This is a genomic window from Kallipyga gabonensis (assembly GCF_001286805.1).
Classification (GTDB): Bacteria; Bacillota; Clostridia; order Tissierellales; family Peptoniphilaceae; genus Kallipyga; species Kallipyga gabonensis.
In genome coordinates this window covers 428,333-447,775 of sequence record NZ_CXYV01000002.1, presented here as the reverse complement: position 1 = coordinate 447,775, position 19,443 = coordinate 428,333, and the positions used below count along the sequence as shown (strand labels likewise).

Here is a 19,443-nt window from a genome sequence, read left to right as displayed (position 1 = left end):
ATGTTTGAAAAAGTAAATCCTGCACATCCCGATAAAGTTGCAGACCGCATCGCGGGAGCCATTGTTGACCTTGCTTATGCAAGCGAGACAAACCCCAAGATTGCCGTCGAAGTCCTGATCGGTCACGGCATCTGCCATATCATTGCGGAAACAAGCACGCTGATCTCAAAGGCAGACCTTGAAAAAACTGTGCGTCGTCTTGCCGGAAATGTAGCTGTAGATATTAAGCTCGTCCCACAAGACATACATTTGGCCAAAAACCAATGCTGGAAGCTGCGCTGCGGAGATAACGGCATCTTCTTAGGACTTCCCATCACAGAAGAAGAAAATAAACTCTCCGAGATTGCCAAAAGTATCTATGCCATCTATCAGACGGACGGCAAATATATATTAGACGGCGAAAAACTCGTCATCTGCCAGTCTCATGTTGAAACGAAAAAGCTCCAAGCGGCCTATCCAAACGCCATCGTCAATCCTTTAGGCGACTGGACGGGCGGCACGGACGTGGATACCGGAGCGACCAACCGAAAACTCGGATCCGATATGGGAGCTGCTGTCACCGGCGGTGGTCTTCACGGAAAAGATCTCTCCAAAGCCGATGTGACCATCAATATCTACGCCCATCTTCTGGCACAGAAAAGCGGAAAACCGATTCATCTTTCCTGCGCCATCGGAGACGCGTTTGTTGACGGCAAGCCGTATGCCGAGATGGTAGAAATTGCCCGAGACTACATTCGCGCAGTCGGAGGCTTTGAGAAATTTGCGGAATGGGGGCTGATTTAGATGGATACGACAAAATTTGCTCAAGTTGAAATCGATAAGCTCATTCCCTATGCGAGAAATGCCAGAACACACTCACCGGAGCAGATCGCACAGCTTCGCGCCTCGCTTCGAGAGTTCGGATTTATCTCACCGGCTGTGATTGACAACAAGTTCAACATCTTAGTCGGACACGGACGTATCGCGGCAGCCCGTGAGGAAGGATATAAAACCGTCCCGTGCGTCTTTGCCGAAAACTTAACCGATGCACAAAAGCGCGCCTACATCTTGGCAGACAACCGCTTAGCCTTAAATGCTGGCTGGGATGAGGAAATGCTCTCTGTAGAATTATCTGATCTTGCAGGAGATGCCTTTGACCTCTCCCTTTTAGGTTTTGATGACGAGGAACTCTCTGCTTTGATGGACATTTCCGAAGATGAAATCACCGAAGATGACTTTGATGTAGACGCAGAGCTTCAAAAGCCTGCCATTACAAAACCCGGCGACATCTGGACGATCGGGAGGCACACCGTCATCTGCGGAGACTCAACCGATCCCAAGACATACAAGGCACTGCTCGGCGATACCAAGGTGAATCTCGTCTGCACGGACGCACCGTATTTTGTGAACCTCGAATCCGCGTCCGGAAAGATCAAAAACGATGATCTCACCGATAAAGAAGCTTACGACTTCCTCATGAAGGCTTTTACCTGTTTCAAAGAAGCAATGGCAAAAGACGCCTCGATCTATGAGTTTTATGCCACATCCAAATCTCGTATTTTTTACGATGCTTTTGATGATGCGGGCTTTAAGCTCGGAGCCGGCCTTATCTGGCGAAAAGAGCGGGCCCCTCTCATGCGTACCGATTGGAAGTTTAACTTTGAGCCGATCCTGTACGGCTGGCGAAAAGACGGAAAACACAAATGGTACGGTGACCAGAAGCAGAAAGCCTGCTTTGATTTTGACTCGGTGAAAAACTCCAAAACCGAAGGATTCGGGCATCCCTCTTCCAAGCCGGTGCCGCTGATCGCGCACCTCATCAAGCAGTCCACACAAACCAACGCTCTTGTTTTGGACGGCTTTTTAGGCAGCGCATCGACGCTCATCGCCTGCGAGGAGCTTGGCCGCATCTGCTATGGGATTGAGCTGGAACCGAAATACGTCGATGTGGCCTGTGCTCGTTATGCCGAGCTGAAAGGAACAACGGACGGCATCATCTGTCACAGAGACGGCAAAGACACCCCTTATGCCGACCTTCTGAAAGAACGGGAGGCAACTGATGAGTAACGTCTTAACGCTCGGCTCCCTCTTTTCCGGATCGGGAGGTTTTGAGCTTGCCGGACTTACCGTCGGGATGAAACCGCTCTGGGCATCGGAAGTCGAGCCTTTTGCCATACGGGTGACATCCAAACGACTGCCTTTCGTGGCTCACATGGGAGATGTGCGAAACCTTGACGGAGCAAATTTGCCACCGGTTGACATCATCACCTTCGGCAGTCCCTGTCAGGACTTATCCATCGCAGGAAAACGAAGCGGGATTGAAGGTTCCCGCTCGTCGCTTTTCTATGAGGCGATACGAATCATCAAAGAAATGAGGTGGAAAACCAATGGGAACTATCCAAAATACGCGCTCTGGGAAAATGTCCCGGGCGCTTTCTCCTCCCACAAAGGAGCGGACTTCGAAAAAGTCCTTGAAGCCTTCCTCTCCGTCAAAGGATATACGCTTGATACACCTCGACCTCAAAAGTGGCATGCCGCCGGAGAGATCGTGGCAGATTATTTTTCTCTCAGCTGGCGAGTACTTGATGCTCAGCACTTCGGAGTCCCCCAAAGACGCAAGAGAATCTTTCTTGTCGCAGATTTTGGAGACACATGTGCCGGAAAAATATTATTTGAGTCCGAGAGCGTGCTTGGGGATCTTGAGGCGTGCCAAGACGAAAGGAAAAGACCTGCCGGAAATCCTAAGAGAGGCGCTTATGAAACAGGCAGGCTTGTTCTAAACGATCAGGGAGGATCGCGCATGGACATCTCAGAAGATGTCACGGGAACCCTGCGTGCTCAGTCAAGCCATCCTCCGCTGATCTTTGAAAACCACGGACAGGACGCAAGATACACAGATCCCAATGATACGGCGCAGACCATCGTCTCCCGCTTCGGTACAGGTGGAAACAATCAGCCGCTTGTTGTTGATCTGCCGTGCGCCTATTCGCTTTGCTCCAAGAAGAACAAGGCGATGTTTTCGGACATCAAAGACAACAGCCAGATAACCGAGACCTCCCGCACGCTGGATACGAGAGGCTCCGATCCCGTCTGCAATCAAGGCGGCATGGCGGTTCTTTCCTACGGGCTTGACCGGGCTTCCTTTAATCAGGTGCAAAACGCCGCCTACGACTTTGCCGTGGAAAAAGAATGCCAGCCGACAATGGTTGCCAAAGGTCCGGGTGCCGTTGCCACCGAAAACGAGAGCGGCTATATCGTAAGAAGGCTCACTCCGACCGAGTGTGCCAAGCTTCAGGGCTTTCCGGACGGCTGGTGCGATGGTCTTGCAGAAGAAAATCCGAGCAAGGCTCAGTTTACCTTCTGGCGTGAGATTTTTGACCGCTACACCGATATGATGTCCATCCAGAGAAAAAGCGACAAGCAGATCAAAAAGTGGCTTAAAAATCCCTACTCGGACAGTGCCGCCTACAAGCTCTGGGGAAATGGCATCGCGCTTCCATGCGCCGTCTTCGTACTTGCCGCAATCAAAAAGAATAGTGGTATTTACCTGCAAAAATAACTTGCTATTCCTCCCGGTAAGAGTGATGTATAGACATACCAAGAAAACACCTGCAAAGGAGGATAAAGACATGGATTACCACTTCAATTTAACAGGCTCGGCAAGGCGGCCGCTGGTGAAAGCCTTGGAAGACTTCACAAAAGAGAAAGCCACCTGCACCAAAGCGCCGACCTTCTGCTACCACATTGGCGAGCACATCACACTGGACAATCATGGCGTGCTCAGCATCAATGATACGGAAAAAGAAAACAGCATCCTGCTGACTTTATCGGAACACGGCTTTGTGCCGGAGGAACAGGAAAACATGGCGGTGACGATCTCACTTCCAAGAAACAAATTCACCGATGAGGACCTCGAAAGGCTCTCCGAGCTTCTTTCGTCAAAAGAAAGCATCATCAAGCATGCACTTGGCATTGAAAGCGTCGCCTTTGAGGTGGATGAGGAAAAGATCAGCTTACCATGGTTTTCCGAGATGCCAAGTTCTGCAGAGCTCTCCGCCTATACCGCCTTCATCTCCCTTTTGGGCAAGGCGGCAAAGGAATCCAAGCGCATCACCGGCAAAGACCACGCAGTCGAAAACGAAAAATACTACTTTCGCTGTTTTCTTCTGCGCCTTGGGATGATCGGTGATTCCTACAAGGAAGCAAGGAAAATCTTGCTCAGCCGTCTTCAAGGCTCCTCCGCTTTCAAGTACCAGAAGGAGGCAGAAAAATGAAAATGCCAACGAAAGAAACGCTGGAACTGCTGCGGATTACTTTTCCTAAAGGCTGCCGTGTGGAGCTTCTTCACATGGACGACGTACAGGCACCGCCTGCAGGAACACGCGGTACCGTCACCAGAGTCGATGATACCGGCTCCATCCTTGTGGATTGGGATAACGGCTCCGGTCTAAACGTCATCTTCGGGATTGATGAAGTCAGGAGAATTCAGAAATGGACGAAAAAGTAAAAGAACAGATCCTTGCCATAAGGGACAGCGGTCTTACGAACATGTTTGACGTCAATACTGTGCAGCGGCTTGCCTTTGAGCGGGACTTCTACGAGCTTGTAAACTTCATCGAAGAAGATAAGAAAGCCTACATCCGTTTCATCTTGACGGGCGAATAACTCTTTCAAAAAATGCGCTTTTATATCGATAAATAACTTGCTATTTCTTCCAAACAGAGTGATATATGTACATGCAAGAAGCACAGAAAGCCAAAGGAGGAAAACAAGATGAAGTACGAAGTAAAGGCCATAGAAAACGCCAAAACAGGAATGAAATGGAGCGATGTCGGCTGCCATCCCACACTTGCTCAGGCCTACCTTTACAGCAAGGAAGCTGGAAATGAACTGCCAAACTTTGCCGATGTTATCTGGGAACACGATATTGAAGAAATCATCCGGGACTTAAAAAAGTTTGGAATTAAGGAGTTTACGATTTCCAGCACTTTTTCAAGCCTGATTGAAACCATTGCGAAATTCGAGGAACTCGGCTGCAAACTGGACGGCATTGTAAAAGTAAAAGAACGTTATACGCACTTCGGAAGCGATGAGCACGTCTTGATTCCAGCTTTCAAAATGGAGGTGACAAAATGACAAGCTTTGAAAAAGATAAAGCCGCCATTCAAGAAGATGCAGCAAATGCCTACGACAACCTAAAGGCACGCAAAGCAGAACTTCAGCGCATCGAGCGTGAAGGCAGAGCCTGCAAAAACGGATTCAGAAGACAGTGCTTCGAACAGGAATATGCACGGCGCGCTGCAGAATACCGCAAACTGGATGAGCTTTTAGGCTAAGGAGGCAAGCCATAACAAACAAAGAATCCAAAAGACAGAGCTTTTTAGAAGCCACCGCCAAGTTAAAGGAAAAGAAGCGCCTGCTCTACGAACGGGAGCCGGAACAGAAGCTCTACGACGAAGGAAAGATCGGCTACAGCGAATACCTGAAGCGATACAAAGAGCGAAAGCAAAAGGAACGTGAGCATTTCAAAGGCAACAAAGCCTATGAAGACTACGATAACGGCCTGATCACTTACGATGAATTTCTTCTCAGAAACACGGAAAAATAAGGTCAAATACCTCGATAAATGACTTGCTATTCCCTTCAAACAGAGTGATATATGTACATGCCAAAGGAACACAGGCAGGCAAAAGGAGGAAAAAGCCATGACAAAGAAGATTGAAAAAACACTACTGGAGATCGCAAAGAAAAACAACTGGGAAATCGAAGATCGAGGCGACCTTGAAACCAGGCATAACGACGGCGACGACTTCATCGAAGTTTCGGTCTGGGGACTCAAAGCCATGCTGGAAGAAGCCTACGCGGCAGGAAAGGCGGTATGCTAATGTGGAGCGAAGGAACGATCGGCATTCCCGATGCCAAGGACAAAACGAAATACACCGCCTGCCGCTACTGGGTCAAACACTTTGAGGAGCCAAGCCAATACGGCATCAACGAAGGAAGAATTTCAAAGCTCACAATCAGGATAAACGGGCAAGATGCCGCAAACTACGACAGAGGCTGGGACATCGAGCCGACCTGCAAGGAAGCCGAGACAGTGCTTGCCATTTTGCTTGAAAACTATAACTAAAAACGAACCTACCCGAGAAAAGAGCTGGCAAGGCTCTTTTGCTCGTAGAAATATATTGATGATGAGATCGCGGGAGCGGTCTTTTTTTATGCCGCGGAAAGGAGAACTTCTGAAATGAAAAAGTTTCTGATTGACCGAAATGAACTGCCGTATGACGCAATGGTTGCAGATGAAAGATGCCTTTGCCCCGTCGAGATTGATGAAGAAAGCGAAGCGGAAAATGATGAAGAGACTCAAAAACTACAAACCGACAAAGTTCATGGCAGAGACTTCTCACTATGACAGGAGAAAAGCCGACTATGCCGTCTCCTTTATCGAGTGCCTCTCGCACACCAAAGGGACCTGGGCGGGAAAGCCATTTGAGCTAATCGACTGGCAGGAACGCATCATAAGGGATCTCTTCGGCATCGTGAAGGAAAACGGCTACCGCCAGTTCAACACCGCTTACATCGAAATCCCCAAAAAGATGGGAAAATCCGAGCTTGCTGCAGCTGTAGCACTTCTTTTATGCTGCGGGGACGGTGAACAACGAGCCGAAGTTTACGGATGCGCCTCCGACCGTCAGCAGGCATCGATTGTTTTTAACGTGGCAGAAGATATGGTGAAGATGTCGCCGGCTCTTGCCAAGCGCGTGAAGATTTTAGCCTCACAAAAGCGGCTCATCTATAAGCCGACCAACAGCTTCTATCAGGTACTCTCCTCTGAGGCCTATACCAAGCACGGCTTAAACATTCACGGCGTGGTCTACGACGAGCTTCACGCCGCTCCGGACAGAAGGCTTTTTGATGTCATGACCAAAGGCTCGGGCGATGCCCGCATGCAGCCGCTCTACTTTCTGATTACCACGGCAGGAACCGATACCCACTCCATCTGCTATGAACAGCATCAAAAGGCGCTGGATATCCTGCGCGGCAAAAAGCATGATCCGAGCTTTTATCCGGTGATCTACGGTGCTAAAGAAAGCGATGACTGGTCGGATGTTGAGGTTTGGAAGAAAGCCAATCCCTCTCTTGGCATCACGGTGGGACTGGATAAGGTGAAAGCCGCCTTCCTGCAGGCTAAAGAAAACCCTGCGGAGGAAAACCTCTTCCGCCAGCTTCGCCTGAATCAGTGGGTAAAGCAGTCGATCCGCTGGATGCCGATGGACAAATGGGACGCCTGCGTCTTTGACGTGGATGAAAAGGCACTCGAAGGCAGAATCTGCTACGGAGGCCTTGACCTCTCATCCACCATCGACATCACCGCCTTTGTACTGGTCTTTCCGCCCCGTGATGAAGACGAGAAATACACTATCCTTCCGTACTTTTGGATTCCCGAAGAAAATGCGGAATTAAGAGTGCGCCGTGACCATGTGCCCTATGACATCTGGATTAAAGAAGGGACCATGCAGACTACGGAAGGAAACGTCATCCACTACGGCTTTATCGAAAAATTCATCGAGAATTTAGGCGAGCGCTTCAACATCCGGGAGATTGCTTTTGACCGCTGGGGAGCCGTTCAGATGGTGCAGAACTTAGAGAACATCGGCTTTACGGTCGTTCCTTTCGGTCAGGGCTTTGCTTCGATGTCGCCTCCCACCAAGGAACTGATGAACCTCGTGCTTTCCCATCGCATCGCACACGCTGGACATCCCGTGCTTCGCTGGATGATGGATAACATCTTCATCCGAACCGATCCTGCCGGAAACATCAAAATTGATAAAGCCAAATCCACCGAGAAAGTCGACGGTGCCGTTGCGCTTGTAATGGCACTTGACCGAGCGATCCGCATGGGGTGTGACACGAGCGAGTCGGTCTATGACAGCCGCGGCATTTTATTTTTGTAAAGGAGATTTTGCCTATGGGATTTTTACAGTCACTTTTTCATTCAAGAGATAAGCCGAAAGATCAAACCGCCGGCTCTGCCTTTCGCTTTTACTTTGGGCACACCACATCGGGGAAAGCGGTGACGGAGCGCTCTGCCATGCAGATTACTGCCGTCTATGCCTGTGTAAGAGTTTTAGCTGAGGCGGTCGCCGGTCTTCCGCTCCATCTCTTTCACCTCAGAGGAAATGCCGGCAAAGAGAAAGCAACGGACAGCCCCCTTTACTTTTTGCTGCACGATGAGCCGAATCCGGAGATGACCTCATTTATCTTCCGGGAAACCCTCATGTGCCATCTGCTCTTGTGGGGCAACGCCTATGCACAGATTATCCGAAACGGCAAAGGTGAAGTTGTCGCCTTATACCCGCTCATGGCCAACAAAATGACGGTTGACCGGGATGCAAATGGCACTCTTTACTACGAATATCAGGTCAGTAAAAGCGATGCTCCAACGCTTAAAAACGGACGGGTAAGGCTTTCTCCTTCTGAGGTACTCCATATTCCGGGCCTCGGCTTTGACGGTCTTGTAGGATACAGCCCGATTGCGATGGCGAAAAACGCTCTCGGCATGGCAATGGCCACCGAAGAATACGGTGCGGCATTCTTTAAAAATGGCGCAAACCCATCCGGCATCTTATCCATGCCCGGCGTGGTGAAAGACCCGGAAAAGATCCGCCAGTCTTGGGAGCAGGGCTTTGGCGGATCGCAGAACTCCAACAAGGTCGCCATTTTGGAAGAAGGCATGACCTACACGCCGATTTCCATATCACCGGAAGCCGCGCAGTTTCTTGAGACGCGGAAGTTTCAAATCGATGAGATTGCCCGCATCTTCCGCGTGCCGCCCCATATGATCGGAGATCTCGAACATGCGACCTTTTCCAATATCGAGCACCAATCTTTGGAGTTTATGACCTACACCCTGCGTCCGTGGCTCGTGCGCTTTGAGGAGTCCATGCAGCGTTCGCTTCTTTTGCCCGAACAAAAGAAAGACTATCTCATTCGCTTTAACGTGGACGGGATTTTGCGGGGCGATTATGAGAGCCGCATGCGAGGTTATGCCACCGGCATACAAAACGGCATCTTCTCGGTCAACGATGTGAGGCGCTTAGAAGATATGGATCTGCTCTCAAAAGAAGATGGCGGCGATTTGCATGTCTTAAACGGCAATGTCGTGAAGCTTGCCGATGCGGGATCGGCTTATACGAAAAACAAGGAGGATACCGATGAACCGACAGAAGAAATTTTGGAGATGGACGAAAAACAAAAGTCCCGATCCAAACGAAAATGAAACACGAACTTTATACCTGGACGGCGTGATTGCCGAGGAGAGCTGGTTTGACGATGAAGTCACACCGGCTCTTTTTAAATCCGAACTTGATGACGGCACAGGCAACATCACCGTCTGGATCAACTCACCGGGAGGCGACTGCTTTGCGGCCGCTCAGATCTATAACCTGCTTTTGAACTATCAAGGCAAGGTGACGGTCAATATTGACGGTCTTGCGGCATCCGCCGCATCAGTCATTGCGATGGCGGGAGATGAGATTCTCATGAGTCCTGTTTCCATGCTCATGATCCATAACCCATCCACCGTGGCCATCGGAGATACACAGGATATGCAGCGTGCCATCGGGATGTTATCCGAGGTCAAAGAATCCATCATCGGTGCCTACAAGCAAAAAAGCGGTCTTTCTCATGCAAAGCTCGCTTCACTCATGGATGAAGAGACCTGGATGAACGCGGAAAAGGCAGTAGAGCTGCACTTTGCCGACCGCATCACATCAAGGCAGGATCTCTATCCGCAAGGCGAGAACGAAGATCCTACAAATGGTGAAAGTGCCGTGCTAAACGGAAAAGAATCTGAAAGCCTCACGGAGACACCGATGCTCTTTTCACGCCGCAAGGTCGCAGCCGCCATCAACAAAAAGCTCTGTGACTATGCGGCGGCCTGTGAGGCAAAAACGCCTGCCCAAACGGCAGAACCGATTACCCACAGCTACAAAGTCAAGGACTTGGAAACACGCCTTGATCTTATCAAACACTTTATTTAAGGAGGAAACCTACCATGACGATTACTGAACTTTTGAACAAACGTGCCAAGACCTGGGAGGCCGCAAAGGCTTTTCTGGAATCCCATCGAGACAAAGACGGACTGCTTAGCGCTGAAGACGGAGCGGCTTACGACAAGATGGAAGCCGAGATCGCAGCCTATAGCACAGAAATTGAGCGCATGTGCCGTCAAAAGGACATCGAAGACAAGATGAGCAAGCCACTCGGTACGCCGCTTACGGCAAAACCGGCCATGCTTTCCACAGAGACGGAAGAAAAGCACGGACGTGCCTCCTCTTCCTATGCCAAGGATATGCTCGTTGCCCTGCGAACCGGCTTTAAGCGTATCTCGAACATCTTGGAAGAAGGTAAAGACGAAAATGGCGGCTATCTGGTACCTGAAGAATGGGACAGCCGCCTCATTGACAAGCTGACCGAAGAGAATATCTTCCGAAGCCTCGCCACGACCATCACCACGTCCGGCGAACACAAAATCAATATCGCGGCTACTAAGCCTGCCGCGGCATGGATCGAGGAAGGTCAGGCCTTAAGTTTCGGCGAGGCGACATTTGATCAGGTGGTGCTCGATGCCCATAAGCTTCATGTAGCGATTAAAGTCACTGAAGAGCTGCTCTACGACAATGCCTTCAATTTGGAAAGCTACATCATCGATCAGTTCGGCAAAGCGCTCGGCAATGCGGAAGAAGATGCCTTCTTAAACGGTGACGGCAAAAACAAGCCGCTCGGCATCTTTGCCGCAACCGGCGGAGGAGAGGTCTCCGTCACACTAACAGGCACGGCGCTTAAAACCGACGATATCCTGACGCTCATCTACTCTTTGAAGCGCCCATACCGCAAAAACGCCGCGTTTATCTTAAACGATGCGACACTTGCCGCCCTTCGAAAGCTCAAGGATAACAATCAGGCCTACATCTGGCAGCCAAGCTATCAGGCGGGAGAACCGGACCGTCTTTGCGGCTATCCGGTTAAGACCTCTGCCTTCTGCCCTGTTTTGGAGACGGGAAAAGCAGGCGTGGCTTTCGGAGATTTTTCCTATTACAACATCGGAGACCGCGGAACCAGAAGCTTTCAGGAACTTCGAGAGCTTTTTGCCGGAAACGGCATGGTGGGCTACGTTGCCAAAGAACGTGTGGACGGAAAACTGATCTTGCCCGAGGCCGTGCAGATTCTCAAAGCCGGTGCGTAAAAATAAACGTCTTAGCCATAAGGCGGCTCTCTTTATACGAGGGAGCCGCCTTTCCCTTACAGGAAAGGAGGAAGCATGCTGAGCCTTGAAGACGTGAAAAACTATCTCCGCGTGGATTTTAACGACGATGACGCACTCATCGAGTCGCTCATACCCTCTGCCACCGAGCTGGTCAAAAACGTGGCACGCACCGAAGACCTCTCTTCTTTTGAAAACGGGCGCATTGCCGTGCTTTTTACGGTGGCCTATCTCTACGAACACCGAGAAGAAGCCGATCACCATGCGCTCACCTTGACGCTTCGCGCTCTTCTTTTCGGAGAAAGGCAGGTGAGCTTCTGATATGGATATCGCTTTGCTCAATGTCACCGTCACCTTCCAAAAAAGAACCGTGGAAAGTGATGCCATCGGAAACCAAATCGAAACGTGGAAAGACGACTACACCTGTGCCGCCACCATCTCAGGAGAAGGCGGACGTGAGATCTTTATCGCAGCTTCTGAAGTGGATAAGGCGGACATGGCGGTGACGGTCAGGTGGTGTACGAAAGCGGCAGCGATGAACACGACAGACTTTCGCATCGTCTTTCAGGGCTGCGCCTACGACATCGAAAAAATTGACCACCTATCTTTCAGGAAGCGGGCGATCAAGTTTTTCTGCGTAAAGGAGAGAACCTGATGAGCCGAAAAATCAAAATCTCCGGCCTTGCCGATGCCGTGATGGAGGAACTCAACGCCTATGCCAAAACAACAACGGAAGGCATGAAGCAAGCCGTCACCAAAGCGGCAACGACCACCAAAAATGAAATCAAGGCGCATGCGCCAAAGAAGCACGGCGACTATCAAAAAAGCTGGACGCAAAAGAAAACCTCCGAGTCCTCCCATGCCCTGCAGGTGACGGTCTACTCTCGTAACCGCTACCAGCTGGCACACCTCTTGGAACACGGCCACGCCAAACGGAACGGCGGCAGGACGAGGGCAATTCCTCATATCGCGCCAGCCGAGACAATCGGTGAAGAGCAGCTTATGAAAGAGATTGAAAGGATGATCAAAGATGGATGAAATCATAGAAATATTGAAAGAGGTCGCGCTTCCCTTTGCTTACGACCATTTTGAAGAAGGCCAGGCACCTGATCCGCCCTTTATCTGCTACGTAACAGCGGAGTCGCATAACTTTGCGGCAGACGGTCAGGTGTATTTTCCCGTGAACCGATTTTATCTGGAGCTTTACACCGACAAAAAAGACCGTGCGCTCGAAAAAAGAATCGAAGACCTTCTTATCCGCCACGATCAGTTTTTCGACAAGGCCGAAGTCTATATCAACGCAGAAGACCTCTACGAGGTTTCCTATTCATTTGAGCTGAAAGGATGATGAAACATGGCAAATAAAAACAACAAAGTCAAATACAACATTAAAAACGTCTATGCCGCCAAGATGGAAGAAACCATCAAAGACGGTGTTTCGACCTTTACCTACGAAACCCCGAAGGCAATCCCCGGAGCGGTGTCTCTGTCACTCGATGCAGAAGGTGAATCCTCACCGTTCTATGCAGACGGCATCGTCTACTTCCGTACCGTCACGAACAACGGTTACTCCGGTGACCTTGAGATCGCGCTCATCCCGGAGTGGTTTCGCACCGAGATCCTGCAGGAGACGCTCGATTTCAAAGGCGTGCTGGTCGAAAACTCCAATACCGCAGAGTCAGTAAAGTTCGCTTTGCTTTTCGAGTTTGACGGCGACGTCAAGGCAATTCGACATGCCTTATATAACTGCACGGCATCTCGCCCTTCGATTGAGTCGGAAACGAAGGAAGACACGATAGAGCCTGGTACTGAGACGCTTTCCATGACGGCAGATCCGAGAGCCGACGGTCTTGTGAAAGCCAAGACCGGAGATGCGACCGACTCTGCCACCTATACCAACTGGTACAAGGCGGTCTACGTGCCGACTATGAGTGCTGAGAGCACGGGAGGCAAGTAATGATCGAGAAAACCATCACTGTTTCCGGAAAGCTTGTAAAGTTCAGATCGTCTGCCGCGATCCCGAGACTTTATCGCGCCAAGTTCGGTCGGGATATCTTCAAGGACTTAGCCAAGCTCGAGAAAAGCTATCAAGGCAAAAAGGACGAGGACGGCGGCTTTCCCATTGAAGACCTCGAGATCTTCGAAAACGTCGCCTATATCATGGCCCTTCACGCAGACAGCACGGTTCCGTCTTCCATTGAGGAGTGGCTGGACGGCTTTGAGATGTTTTCCATCTATCAGGTGCTGCCGGAAATTCTCGCTCTCTGGGGAGAAAACATCAAAACCGAGGTCACGCCAAAAAAAGGCAAGCGCGAAGCGAACGGGAAATGACCACGCCGCTTCTTTTGCTTCGCGCCTGCGAGATCGGCGTGCCCATACGGGACATGGATCTTATCTCCATAGGGCTGCTATTGGACATGTGGACGGAGAAAGCAAACGACTCGGCGACTTACAAGAGAGTCGCTACGCAGGAAGACTACGACAGGTTCTAAGGCATCTGATGCGTCAGGTGCCTTTCTTCATTTTTAGGAAAGGAGGACAGCTATGGCATCTCGCATTAAAGGCATCACCGTGGAAATCGGCGGAGATACCACAGGTCTCGACAAGGCCTTAAAGAACGTTCAATCGACAATTCGCACCACACAGTCCTCCCTTCGGGATGTGAATCGGCTCTTAAAGCTTGATCCGAAAAATACCGAGCTTCTCGCGCAAAAGCAGAAGATGCTAAAGGACGCGATTGTCGCAACCAAAGAGAAGCTCGACACCTTAAAGACTGCCTCGGAGCAGGCTAAGGCGCAGCTTGAGTCCGGCGACCTCGGGCAGGATAAATACGACGCGCTCCAGCGTGAGATCGCAGAAACCGAAGAAAAGCTCAAAGGACTCCAGCAGGAAGCGGTCAACACCAACGCAGTCTTTTCCAAGATGGATGCGGCAGGAGCCGCTTTCACCAAAGCGGGTGACGCTATCACGGGCGCGGGGCAAAAGATCATGCCGGTTTCTCTTGCCGTGGGAGGACTTGGCGCACTGGCGGTCAAGACCGCAGGTGATTTCGATGAAGCAATGTCGAAGGTCTCTGCAATATCCGGAGCTACCGGAGAGGACTTTCAGGCCCTGCGCGATAAAGCGCGTGAGATGGGCGAAAAGACGAAGTTCTCCGCCACCGACGCGGCTAACGCCATGAACTACATGGCGATGGCCGGCTGGAAATCGAAAGACATGATTTCCGGTATTGACGGCATCATGAACCTTGCCGCCGCATCCGGAGAAGATTTAGCCCTCACTTCCGATATCGTGACCGATGCCTTAACCGCCTTTGGGCTTTCCGCGAAAGACTCCGGACACTTTGCCGATATCCTCGCCGCGGCGTCGTCCAATGCGAACACCAACGTCTCCATGATGGGCGAAACCTTTAAATACTGCGCCCCGATTGCAGGAGCCTTGGGCTTTAGCGCTGAAGATACCGCAGAGGCCATCGGCCTTATGGCAAATTCCGGGATTAAATCCACACAGGCAGGCACCGCCCTTCGTACCGTCATGACCAACCTCAGCAAGGACTTCACCATTTCAGGAAAATCCATCGGTGAGGTCACAGTGGCCACGACCAATGCGGACGGTTCCATGCGCTCTCTTTCCGACATCTTGGGCGACTGCCGGGAGGCCTTCTCGGGACTTTCTGAGTCCGAAAAGGCACAGGCGGCAGAGTCATTAGTCGGAAAGCACGCCATGAGCGGCTTTCTCGCCCTCATGAACGCGGCCCCTGCCGATATCGAAAAGCTCTCGTCTGCTATTGATAACTGTGACGGCTCGGCAGAAAAGATGGCAGAAACCATGCAGGATAACCTGCCCGGACAGCTCACCATCTTAAAAAGTCAGCTGCAGGAACTTGCCATCTCCATCGGCGATGCCTTAATGCCTACGATCAGAAAACTCGTCACCTGGCTTCAAAATTTCGTCGACAAGTTAAACGGCATGGACGAAGGAACGCGTAACACCATCATCAAAATCGGCCTCTTTATCGCCGCCTTGGGACCTGCGCTTATTGTGATCGGCAAGCTGACCTCTTCGATCGGATCGCTTATCACGACCTTTTCAAGTGTAGGAAAAGCGGTCACCGGCTTTATGGTCAAGATGGGCGGCATGTCCGGTCTCATGAGCAAAATAGGAGCTGCCATCGGCGGCATCTCCGCTCCCGTGGTGGCAGTCGTTGCCATTATCGGCACACTGGTTGCCGCTTTTGTGCATCTTTGGAACACCTCAGAAGGTTTTAGGGATTCCATTATCGGCACGTGGAACACCATCAAGGAGGCTTTTTCAAACTTCGCATCCGGCATCACCGAACGCATCAACGCCTTAGGTTTTGACTTTCAGTCCTTCGGCGAGCTGGTATCTGCCATCTGGAACGGCTTCACCGAGCTTTTGGCGCCGGTGTTTGAGAACGCCTTTTCGGCGATTGCCGCGATTTTACAAGGAGCCCTCGACATCCTGACGGGCATCTTTGACATCTTCGCAGGGCTTTTCACAGGCAACTGGAGTCAGCTGTGGAACGGCATCAAGGAAGTCTTCTCCGGTATCTGGACAGCAATTTCGGGCATCTTTACGGCCGCGTGGGAGACGCTGGTCGGTGTCACCAACACCGTTTTAGGCTGGTTTGGCACGAACTGGAGCGAGGTTTGGACGGCGATCAAGACCTTCTTTGAGAACACCTGGAACGGGATCGTCTCCTTTTTCACCGGCATCTGGGAAGGAATCAAGTCTGTTGTCACGGGAGCCGTAAGTGCTGTGTCCAACACGGTCTCCTCGGTTTTCACGGCCATCAGCACCACGGCATCCAGTATCTGGAACGGCATCAAAAACATGATTTCCGGTGTGGTAGGTGGGATTAAGTCAACCGTCTCAAATGTGTTTAACGGCTTGAAGTCCACCGTGACAAACATCTTTAACGGAATCAAGAGCACGGCCACCTCCGTGTGGAACGGCATCAAGTCCGCTATCACCGCACCGATCGAAGCGGCCAAAAACACCATCAAAGGCATTATCGATAAGATCAAAGGCTTCTTCTCCAGCCTTCACATCGAGCTTCCGCATATCAAGCTGCCGCATTTTTCGATCTCCGGCGGCTTTTCCATCGTGCCGCCCAGAGTGCCGCACCTTTCCATTGACTGGTACAAGGAAGGCGGCATCATGACGAGACCGACGCTTTTCGGCATGAACGGAAGTGCCCTTATGGCGGGAGGCGAAGCGGGATCGGAGGCGATTTTGCCGCTCAAGTCTTTCTACGACAAGCTCGAAGGCATGCTTGCCGCCCGGGACACAACACTCATGGAAAAGTACCTCGCCATCATTGCCGGAAATTCGGAAAAAGACATCGTACTGGACTCCGGTACGCTGGTCGGAGCACTCACACCAAAACTGGATGGAGCCTTGGGAAGACGCGCCGCTTACGTAGGAAGGAGGATGAAATGAACCAAAACATAAGCTTTGGAGCCACTCTAAACGGCAAACACACATGGAAGAATTACGGGCTTGTCGTATCCAACACCGACGTGGTCGGTATGCCAAAGCCTAAAACACTCATCGTTGAGATTCCCGGATCATCCAAGCACCTCGATCTCACAGAGGCTCTGACGGGACGATGCGAATACGAAGGACGCACGCTCTCCTTTACGCTTGGCGGCATCGGAAAGATCGAAAGCTGGGCAGGAAGGCTCCGATCCTTCCTCAACGAAATACATGGAAAGCATGTCAAGGTCATCTTGGACTCCGAGCCGGAATACTATTTTGAAGGCCGAGCCGAAGTAAAAAACTTTGAGCGCACCCGCGCTTTGGGACAAATTGAACTGGAGATCGAATGCGATCCGTATAAATGGGATCTTGCCGCAAGCGATGAGGATTGGCTTTGGGATACGTTCAATTTTGAAAGCGGCATCATCCGGGACTATCGGGATGTGAGCGTAAGCTCTTATATCGACCTTCTTGTTCCCGGATCGCATGTTCCGATGGTGCCGACGTTTCATGTCAGAAACTACCAAGAAACCGAAGGCAGGAAAAACTACGTCTACTCCATCAAGCTGAGAAAGTCATGGACGCTTCATGCCGGCACAAATCGTTTCGCCGACCTTGTCATTCCTGAATCCGGCGACACGCTGCGCTTTTTTGGAACCTACACCGTCACCGTATCTGTGAGAGGAGGAAACCTTTAATGTACCAAGTGTTTTTAGATGAGCACGTGCTCTATATACCGGGCGATGATGAGGCTGTTCTTATTGATCCGGTGCTGGAGCTGGCGCTTGGAAAATCCGGCACATTTTCTGCCCGCGTACCGAAGATCAATCCGCTCTACGAAAAGCTCAAAGCGCTGGATTCCACCGTCCGTGTGGAGCGTGACGGTGTGGCACTCTTTTACGGCCGCATTTTATCGGTTGAGCGGGACTTTTACGGCACCAAGAGCATCACCTGCGAAGGAGAACTGGCCTATCTTTTGGACTCCGTGCAGGAGCCTTCTGAGTTTCATGACATCTCGCTCCGCGCTTTTCTTGAGACGCTTATTGCCAAGCACAACAATCAGATGGCAAAAGACGGCGCGCACAATAAGCGCTTCACGGTCGGACAGGTCACCGTTACCGACCCCAACGACTCGCTTTACCGCTACACCAACTGGGAGACTACCCTTGATGCCATCACCGACAAACTCGTCAAACGCTTGGGCGGCTTTCTTCGTGTGCGCCATGTGGGAGAGGTTCGCTATCTGGACTATCTTGCAGAATCCGATAACACCAACACACAGGTGATTGAGTTCGGAGAAAACCTCCTTGACTACACCGACACGCTTTTGGCAGAAGACATCGCTACCCGTGTGATTCCGCTTGGCAAAAGGCTTGAGACATCAAGCATTGCCGCGCTTGAGGAATATACCACCATTAAGAGCGTCAACGGTGGCAAGACTTATGTGGAGTCGGCTTCCGCCATTCAAAACTTCGGTATCGTCACCAAAACCGTGAGCTTCGAAAATATCTCTGTACCTGCCAACTTAAAGAAGAAGGCGGAAAAATATATTAAAGACAGCCAGTTTGCCGATGTCACCCTGGCGCTCACCGCTGTCGATCTGCATCTTGTGCATGCCGATATGGAAGCGATGAAGATCGGAGATCGTATTCGTGTCATCTCGCCTCCTCATGGCATGGACAGGTTCTTTCCGCTGACGGAGCTTACGATCGCTTTGGATCACCCTGAATCCTCTACGGTGGTACTTGGAACCGAAGTGAAGGCAGGTCTTTCTGAGCGAAGCATCAGCGAGAAAAAAGAACTGGTCGAGCGCATCGAGCGGCTTCCCACGCAGTCCGACACGCTTCGCCTTGCCAAGGATAACGCCACCGCGCTTATCACAGCAGCTACGACCGGACACGTCGTGACCCGCAAAAACGAGATTCTCATCATGGACACGGCGGACAAGAATACAGCCAAAAAGGTGTGGCGCTGGAACGTGAACGGTCTGGGCTATTCCAAGACCGGCTACAACGGCTATTACGGCACCGCCATCACAATGAACGGTGCGATTGTGGCCGATTACATCACGACCGGCACGCTAAATGCCGATCTGATTCGTGCCGGAACCTTAAAGGACAGAGCCGGGAACATCAGCTGGAACATGAGCACAGGTGCTTTAAGTGCCAAAAGGCTCTCGGTGGATTCTCCGAACTTTAAGCTCACGACTTATGGGCACCTCACCGCCAAAGGAGCCGATATTGACGGCAGTATCGTTGCTTCTTCCGGGGATACCAAAGTCCGTTTGGGCTATGGCAAGCTCTCCATCTACTACCAGAACAAAGAACTCGGTCTTGTCGGCGGAAACGGCTTTGCCGGCTCCAACACCATTGCAGGCCTCAACTTTGACCTCGAGCGAACCGGAGATTATATGACATGGGCGGCGCAACCTATGGGTGGTGGCAGTTATGAGATGGTCTGGACCTATGCCAGATCATCTTTCGGAAACTTCTCCGGCGGGATGTTAAATGCCGGATGTGACATCGACATGCACTATAACCGACTGAGAAATGTCAGCTGGCCTGACGGAGCCATCAACGGAGCCTTTCATTTTGTAAAGATCAATGCCATGAGCAGCGACGGTACGGTCGCCAGCTGGTCAAACGGATGTCGCATGCGGTTTAAAAATGGAATTTTGATTGAAGCAACATTTTAAA

23 protein-coding genes are annotated in these 19,443 nt (G+C 51.1%); all 23 read left to right on the top strand.

Annotation, left to right across the window (positions count from 1 at the left end):
* The 23 genes from BN2373_RS03530 to BN2373_RS03415 all read left to right on the top strand — a co-directional run bounded on the left by BN2373_RS03530 (window position 1) and on the right by BN2373_RS03415 (window position 19,442).
* Window positions 1-783, top strand: a complete 783-nt coding sequence (locus tag BN2373_RS03530) for an S-adenosylmethionine synthetase N-terminal domain-containing protein (RefSeq protein ID WP_019133519.1) — start codon at window positions 1-3, stop codon at window positions 781-783.
* Window positions 784-2,046 carry a site-specific DNA-methyltransferase gene (locus tag BN2373_RS03525; protein ID WP_053942787.1) on the top strand — a complete coding sequence of 421 codons (1,263 nt, stop codon included), beginning with the start codon at window positions 784-786 and terminating at the stop codon, window positions 2,044-2,046.
* Window positions 2,039-3,538, top strand: a complete 1,500-nt coding sequence (locus BN2373_RS03520) for a DNA cytosine methyltransferase (protein ID WP_053942786.1) — start codon at window positions 2,039-2,041, stop codon at window positions 3,536-3,538. The genes BN2373_RS03525 and BN2373_RS03520 overlap by 8 nt, the downstream gene beginning before the upstream one ends.
* A gap of 70 nt (window positions 3,539-3,608) precedes the next feature.
* Window positions 3,609-4,253: a hypothetical protein gene (locus tag BN2373_RS03515; RefSeq protein ID WP_053942785.1), complete on the top strand. Its 645-nt coding sequence runs from the start codon at window positions 3,609-3,611 to the stop codon at window positions 4,251-4,253.
* Window positions 4,250-4,486 carry a DUF4314 domain-containing protein gene (locus tag BN2373_RS03510; protein WP_053942784.1) on the top strand — a complete coding sequence of 79 codons (237 nt, stop codon included), beginning with the start codon at window positions 4,250-4,252 and terminating at the stop codon, window positions 4,484-4,486. Before BN2373_RS03515 ends, BN2373_RS03510 begins: the two co-directional genes overlap by 4 nt.
* Window positions 4,471-4,644 (top strand): DUF5049 domain-containing protein, encoded by a 174-nt coding sequence (locus BN2373_RS03505; protein WP_053942783.1) that lies wholly within the window; start codon window positions 4,471-4,473, stop codon window positions 4,642-4,644. Before BN2373_RS03510 ends, BN2373_RS03505 begins: the two co-directional genes overlap by 16 nt.
* Before the next feature lie 108 nt (window positions 4,645-4,752).
* Entirely contained in the window at window positions 4,753-5,115 is a 363-nt protein-coding gene (locus BN2373_RS03500; protein WP_053942782.1) for a DUF7698 family protein, read from the top strand.
* Window positions 5,112-5,315 (top strand): hypothetical protein, encoded by a 204-nt coding sequence (locus BN2373_RS03495; RefSeq protein WP_053942781.1) that lies wholly within the window; start codon window positions 5,112-5,114, stop codon window positions 5,313-5,315. Before BN2373_RS03500 ends, BN2373_RS03495 begins: the two co-directional genes overlap by 4 nt.
* A gap of 369 nt (window positions 5,316-5,684) precedes the next feature.
* The gene (locus BN2373_RS03485; protein WP_053942779.1) at window positions 5,685-5,864 is read left to right on the top strand and encodes a DUF6900 domain-containing protein; all 180 of its coding nucleotides are present in this window, start codon (window positions 5,685-5,687) and stop codon (window positions 5,862-5,864) included.
* The gene (locus BN2373_RS03480; RefSeq protein ID WP_021736284.1) at window positions 5,864-6,109 is read left to right on the top strand and encodes a DUF7678 domain-containing protein; all 246 of its coding nucleotides are present in this window, start codon (window positions 5,864-5,866) and stop codon (window positions 6,107-6,109) included. The genes BN2373_RS03485 and BN2373_RS03480 overlap by 1 nt, the downstream gene beginning before the upstream one ends.
* Before the next feature lie 223 nt (window positions 6,110-6,332).
* Window positions 6,333-7,934, top strand: a complete 1,602-nt coding sequence (locus BN2373_RS03475) for a terminase large subunit (protein ID WP_053943493.1) — start codon at window positions 6,333-6,335, stop codon at window positions 7,932-7,934.
* Window positions 7,935-7,948: 14 nt separating this feature from the next.
* Entirely contained in the window at window positions 7,949-9,259 is a 1,311-nt protein-coding gene (locus BN2373_RS03470) for a phage portal protein (RefSeq protein WP_053942778.1), read from the top strand.
* Window positions 9,195-10,022, top strand: coding sequence for a head maturation protease, ClpP-related (locus BN2373_RS03465; protein WP_053942777.1), 828 nt, complete (start codon window positions 9,195-9,197; stop codon window positions 10,020-10,022). Before BN2373_RS03470 ends, BN2373_RS03465 begins: the two co-directional genes overlap by 65 nt.
* A 14-nt stretch (window positions 10,023-10,036) precedes the next feature.
* The gene (locus tag BN2373_RS03460; protein WP_053942776.1) at window positions 10,037-11,227 is read left to right on the top strand and encodes a phage major capsid protein; all 1,191 of its coding nucleotides are present in this window, start codon (window positions 10,037-10,039) and stop codon (window positions 11,225-11,227) included.
* Between the two features lie 75 nt (window positions 11,228-11,302).
* Window positions 11,303-11,566 carry a head-tail connector protein gene (locus tag BN2373_RS03455; RefSeq protein ID WP_053942775.1) on the top strand — a complete coding sequence of 88 codons (264 nt, stop codon included), beginning with the start codon at window positions 11,303-11,305 and terminating at the stop codon, window positions 11,564-11,566.
* Window position 11,567: 1 nt separating this feature from the next.
* Window positions 11,568-11,900, top strand: a complete 333-nt coding sequence (locus BN2373_RS03450; protein WP_053942774.1) for a phage head closure protein — start codon at window positions 11,568-11,570, stop codon at window positions 11,898-11,900.
* A complete protein-coding gene (locus tag BN2373_RS03445) occupies window positions 11,900-12,283 on the top strand; it encodes an HK97 gp10 family phage protein (RefSeq protein ID WP_053942773.1) in 384 nt (127 codons plus the stop codon). Before BN2373_RS03450 ends, BN2373_RS03445 begins: the two co-directional genes overlap by 1 nt.
* Entirely contained in the window at window positions 12,276-12,593 is a 318-nt protein-coding gene (locus BN2373_RS03440) for a hypothetical protein (protein ID WP_053942772.1), read from the top strand. The genes BN2373_RS03445 and BN2373_RS03440 overlap by 8 nt, the downstream gene beginning before the upstream one ends.
* 6 nt (window positions 12,594-12,599) lie before the next feature.
* On the top strand, window positions 12,600-13,202 hold the full coding sequence (locus tag BN2373_RS03435) for a major tail protein (protein WP_053942771.1): 603 nt from the start codon (window positions 12,600-12,602) through the stop codon (window positions 13,200-13,202).
* A complete protein-coding gene (locus tag BN2373_RS03430; protein WP_053942770.1) occupies window positions 13,202-13,576 on the top strand; it encodes a hypothetical protein in 375 nt (124 codons plus the stop codon). Before BN2373_RS03435 ends, BN2373_RS03430 begins: the two co-directional genes overlap by 1 nt.
* Before the next feature lie 213 nt (window positions 13,577-13,789).
* A complete protein-coding gene (locus BN2373_RS03425; RefSeq protein WP_053942769.1) occupies window positions 13,790-16,708 on the top strand; it encodes a phage tail tape measure protein in 2,919 nt (972 codons plus the stop codon).
* Entirely contained in the window at window positions 16,705-17,445 is a 741-nt protein-coding gene (locus BN2373_RS03420) for a hypothetical protein (RefSeq protein WP_053942768.1), read from the top strand. Before BN2373_RS03425 ends, BN2373_RS03420 begins: the two co-directional genes overlap by 4 nt.
* Window positions 17,445-19,442 carry a phage tail spike protein gene (locus tag BN2373_RS03415; RefSeq protein WP_053942767.1) on the top strand — a complete coding sequence of 666 codons (1,998 nt, stop codon included), beginning with the start codon at window positions 17,445-17,447 and terminating at the stop codon, window positions 19,440-19,442. The genes BN2373_RS03420 and BN2373_RS03415 overlap by 1 nt, the downstream gene beginning before the upstream one ends.
* Window position 19,443 lies beyond the last annotated feature (1 nt).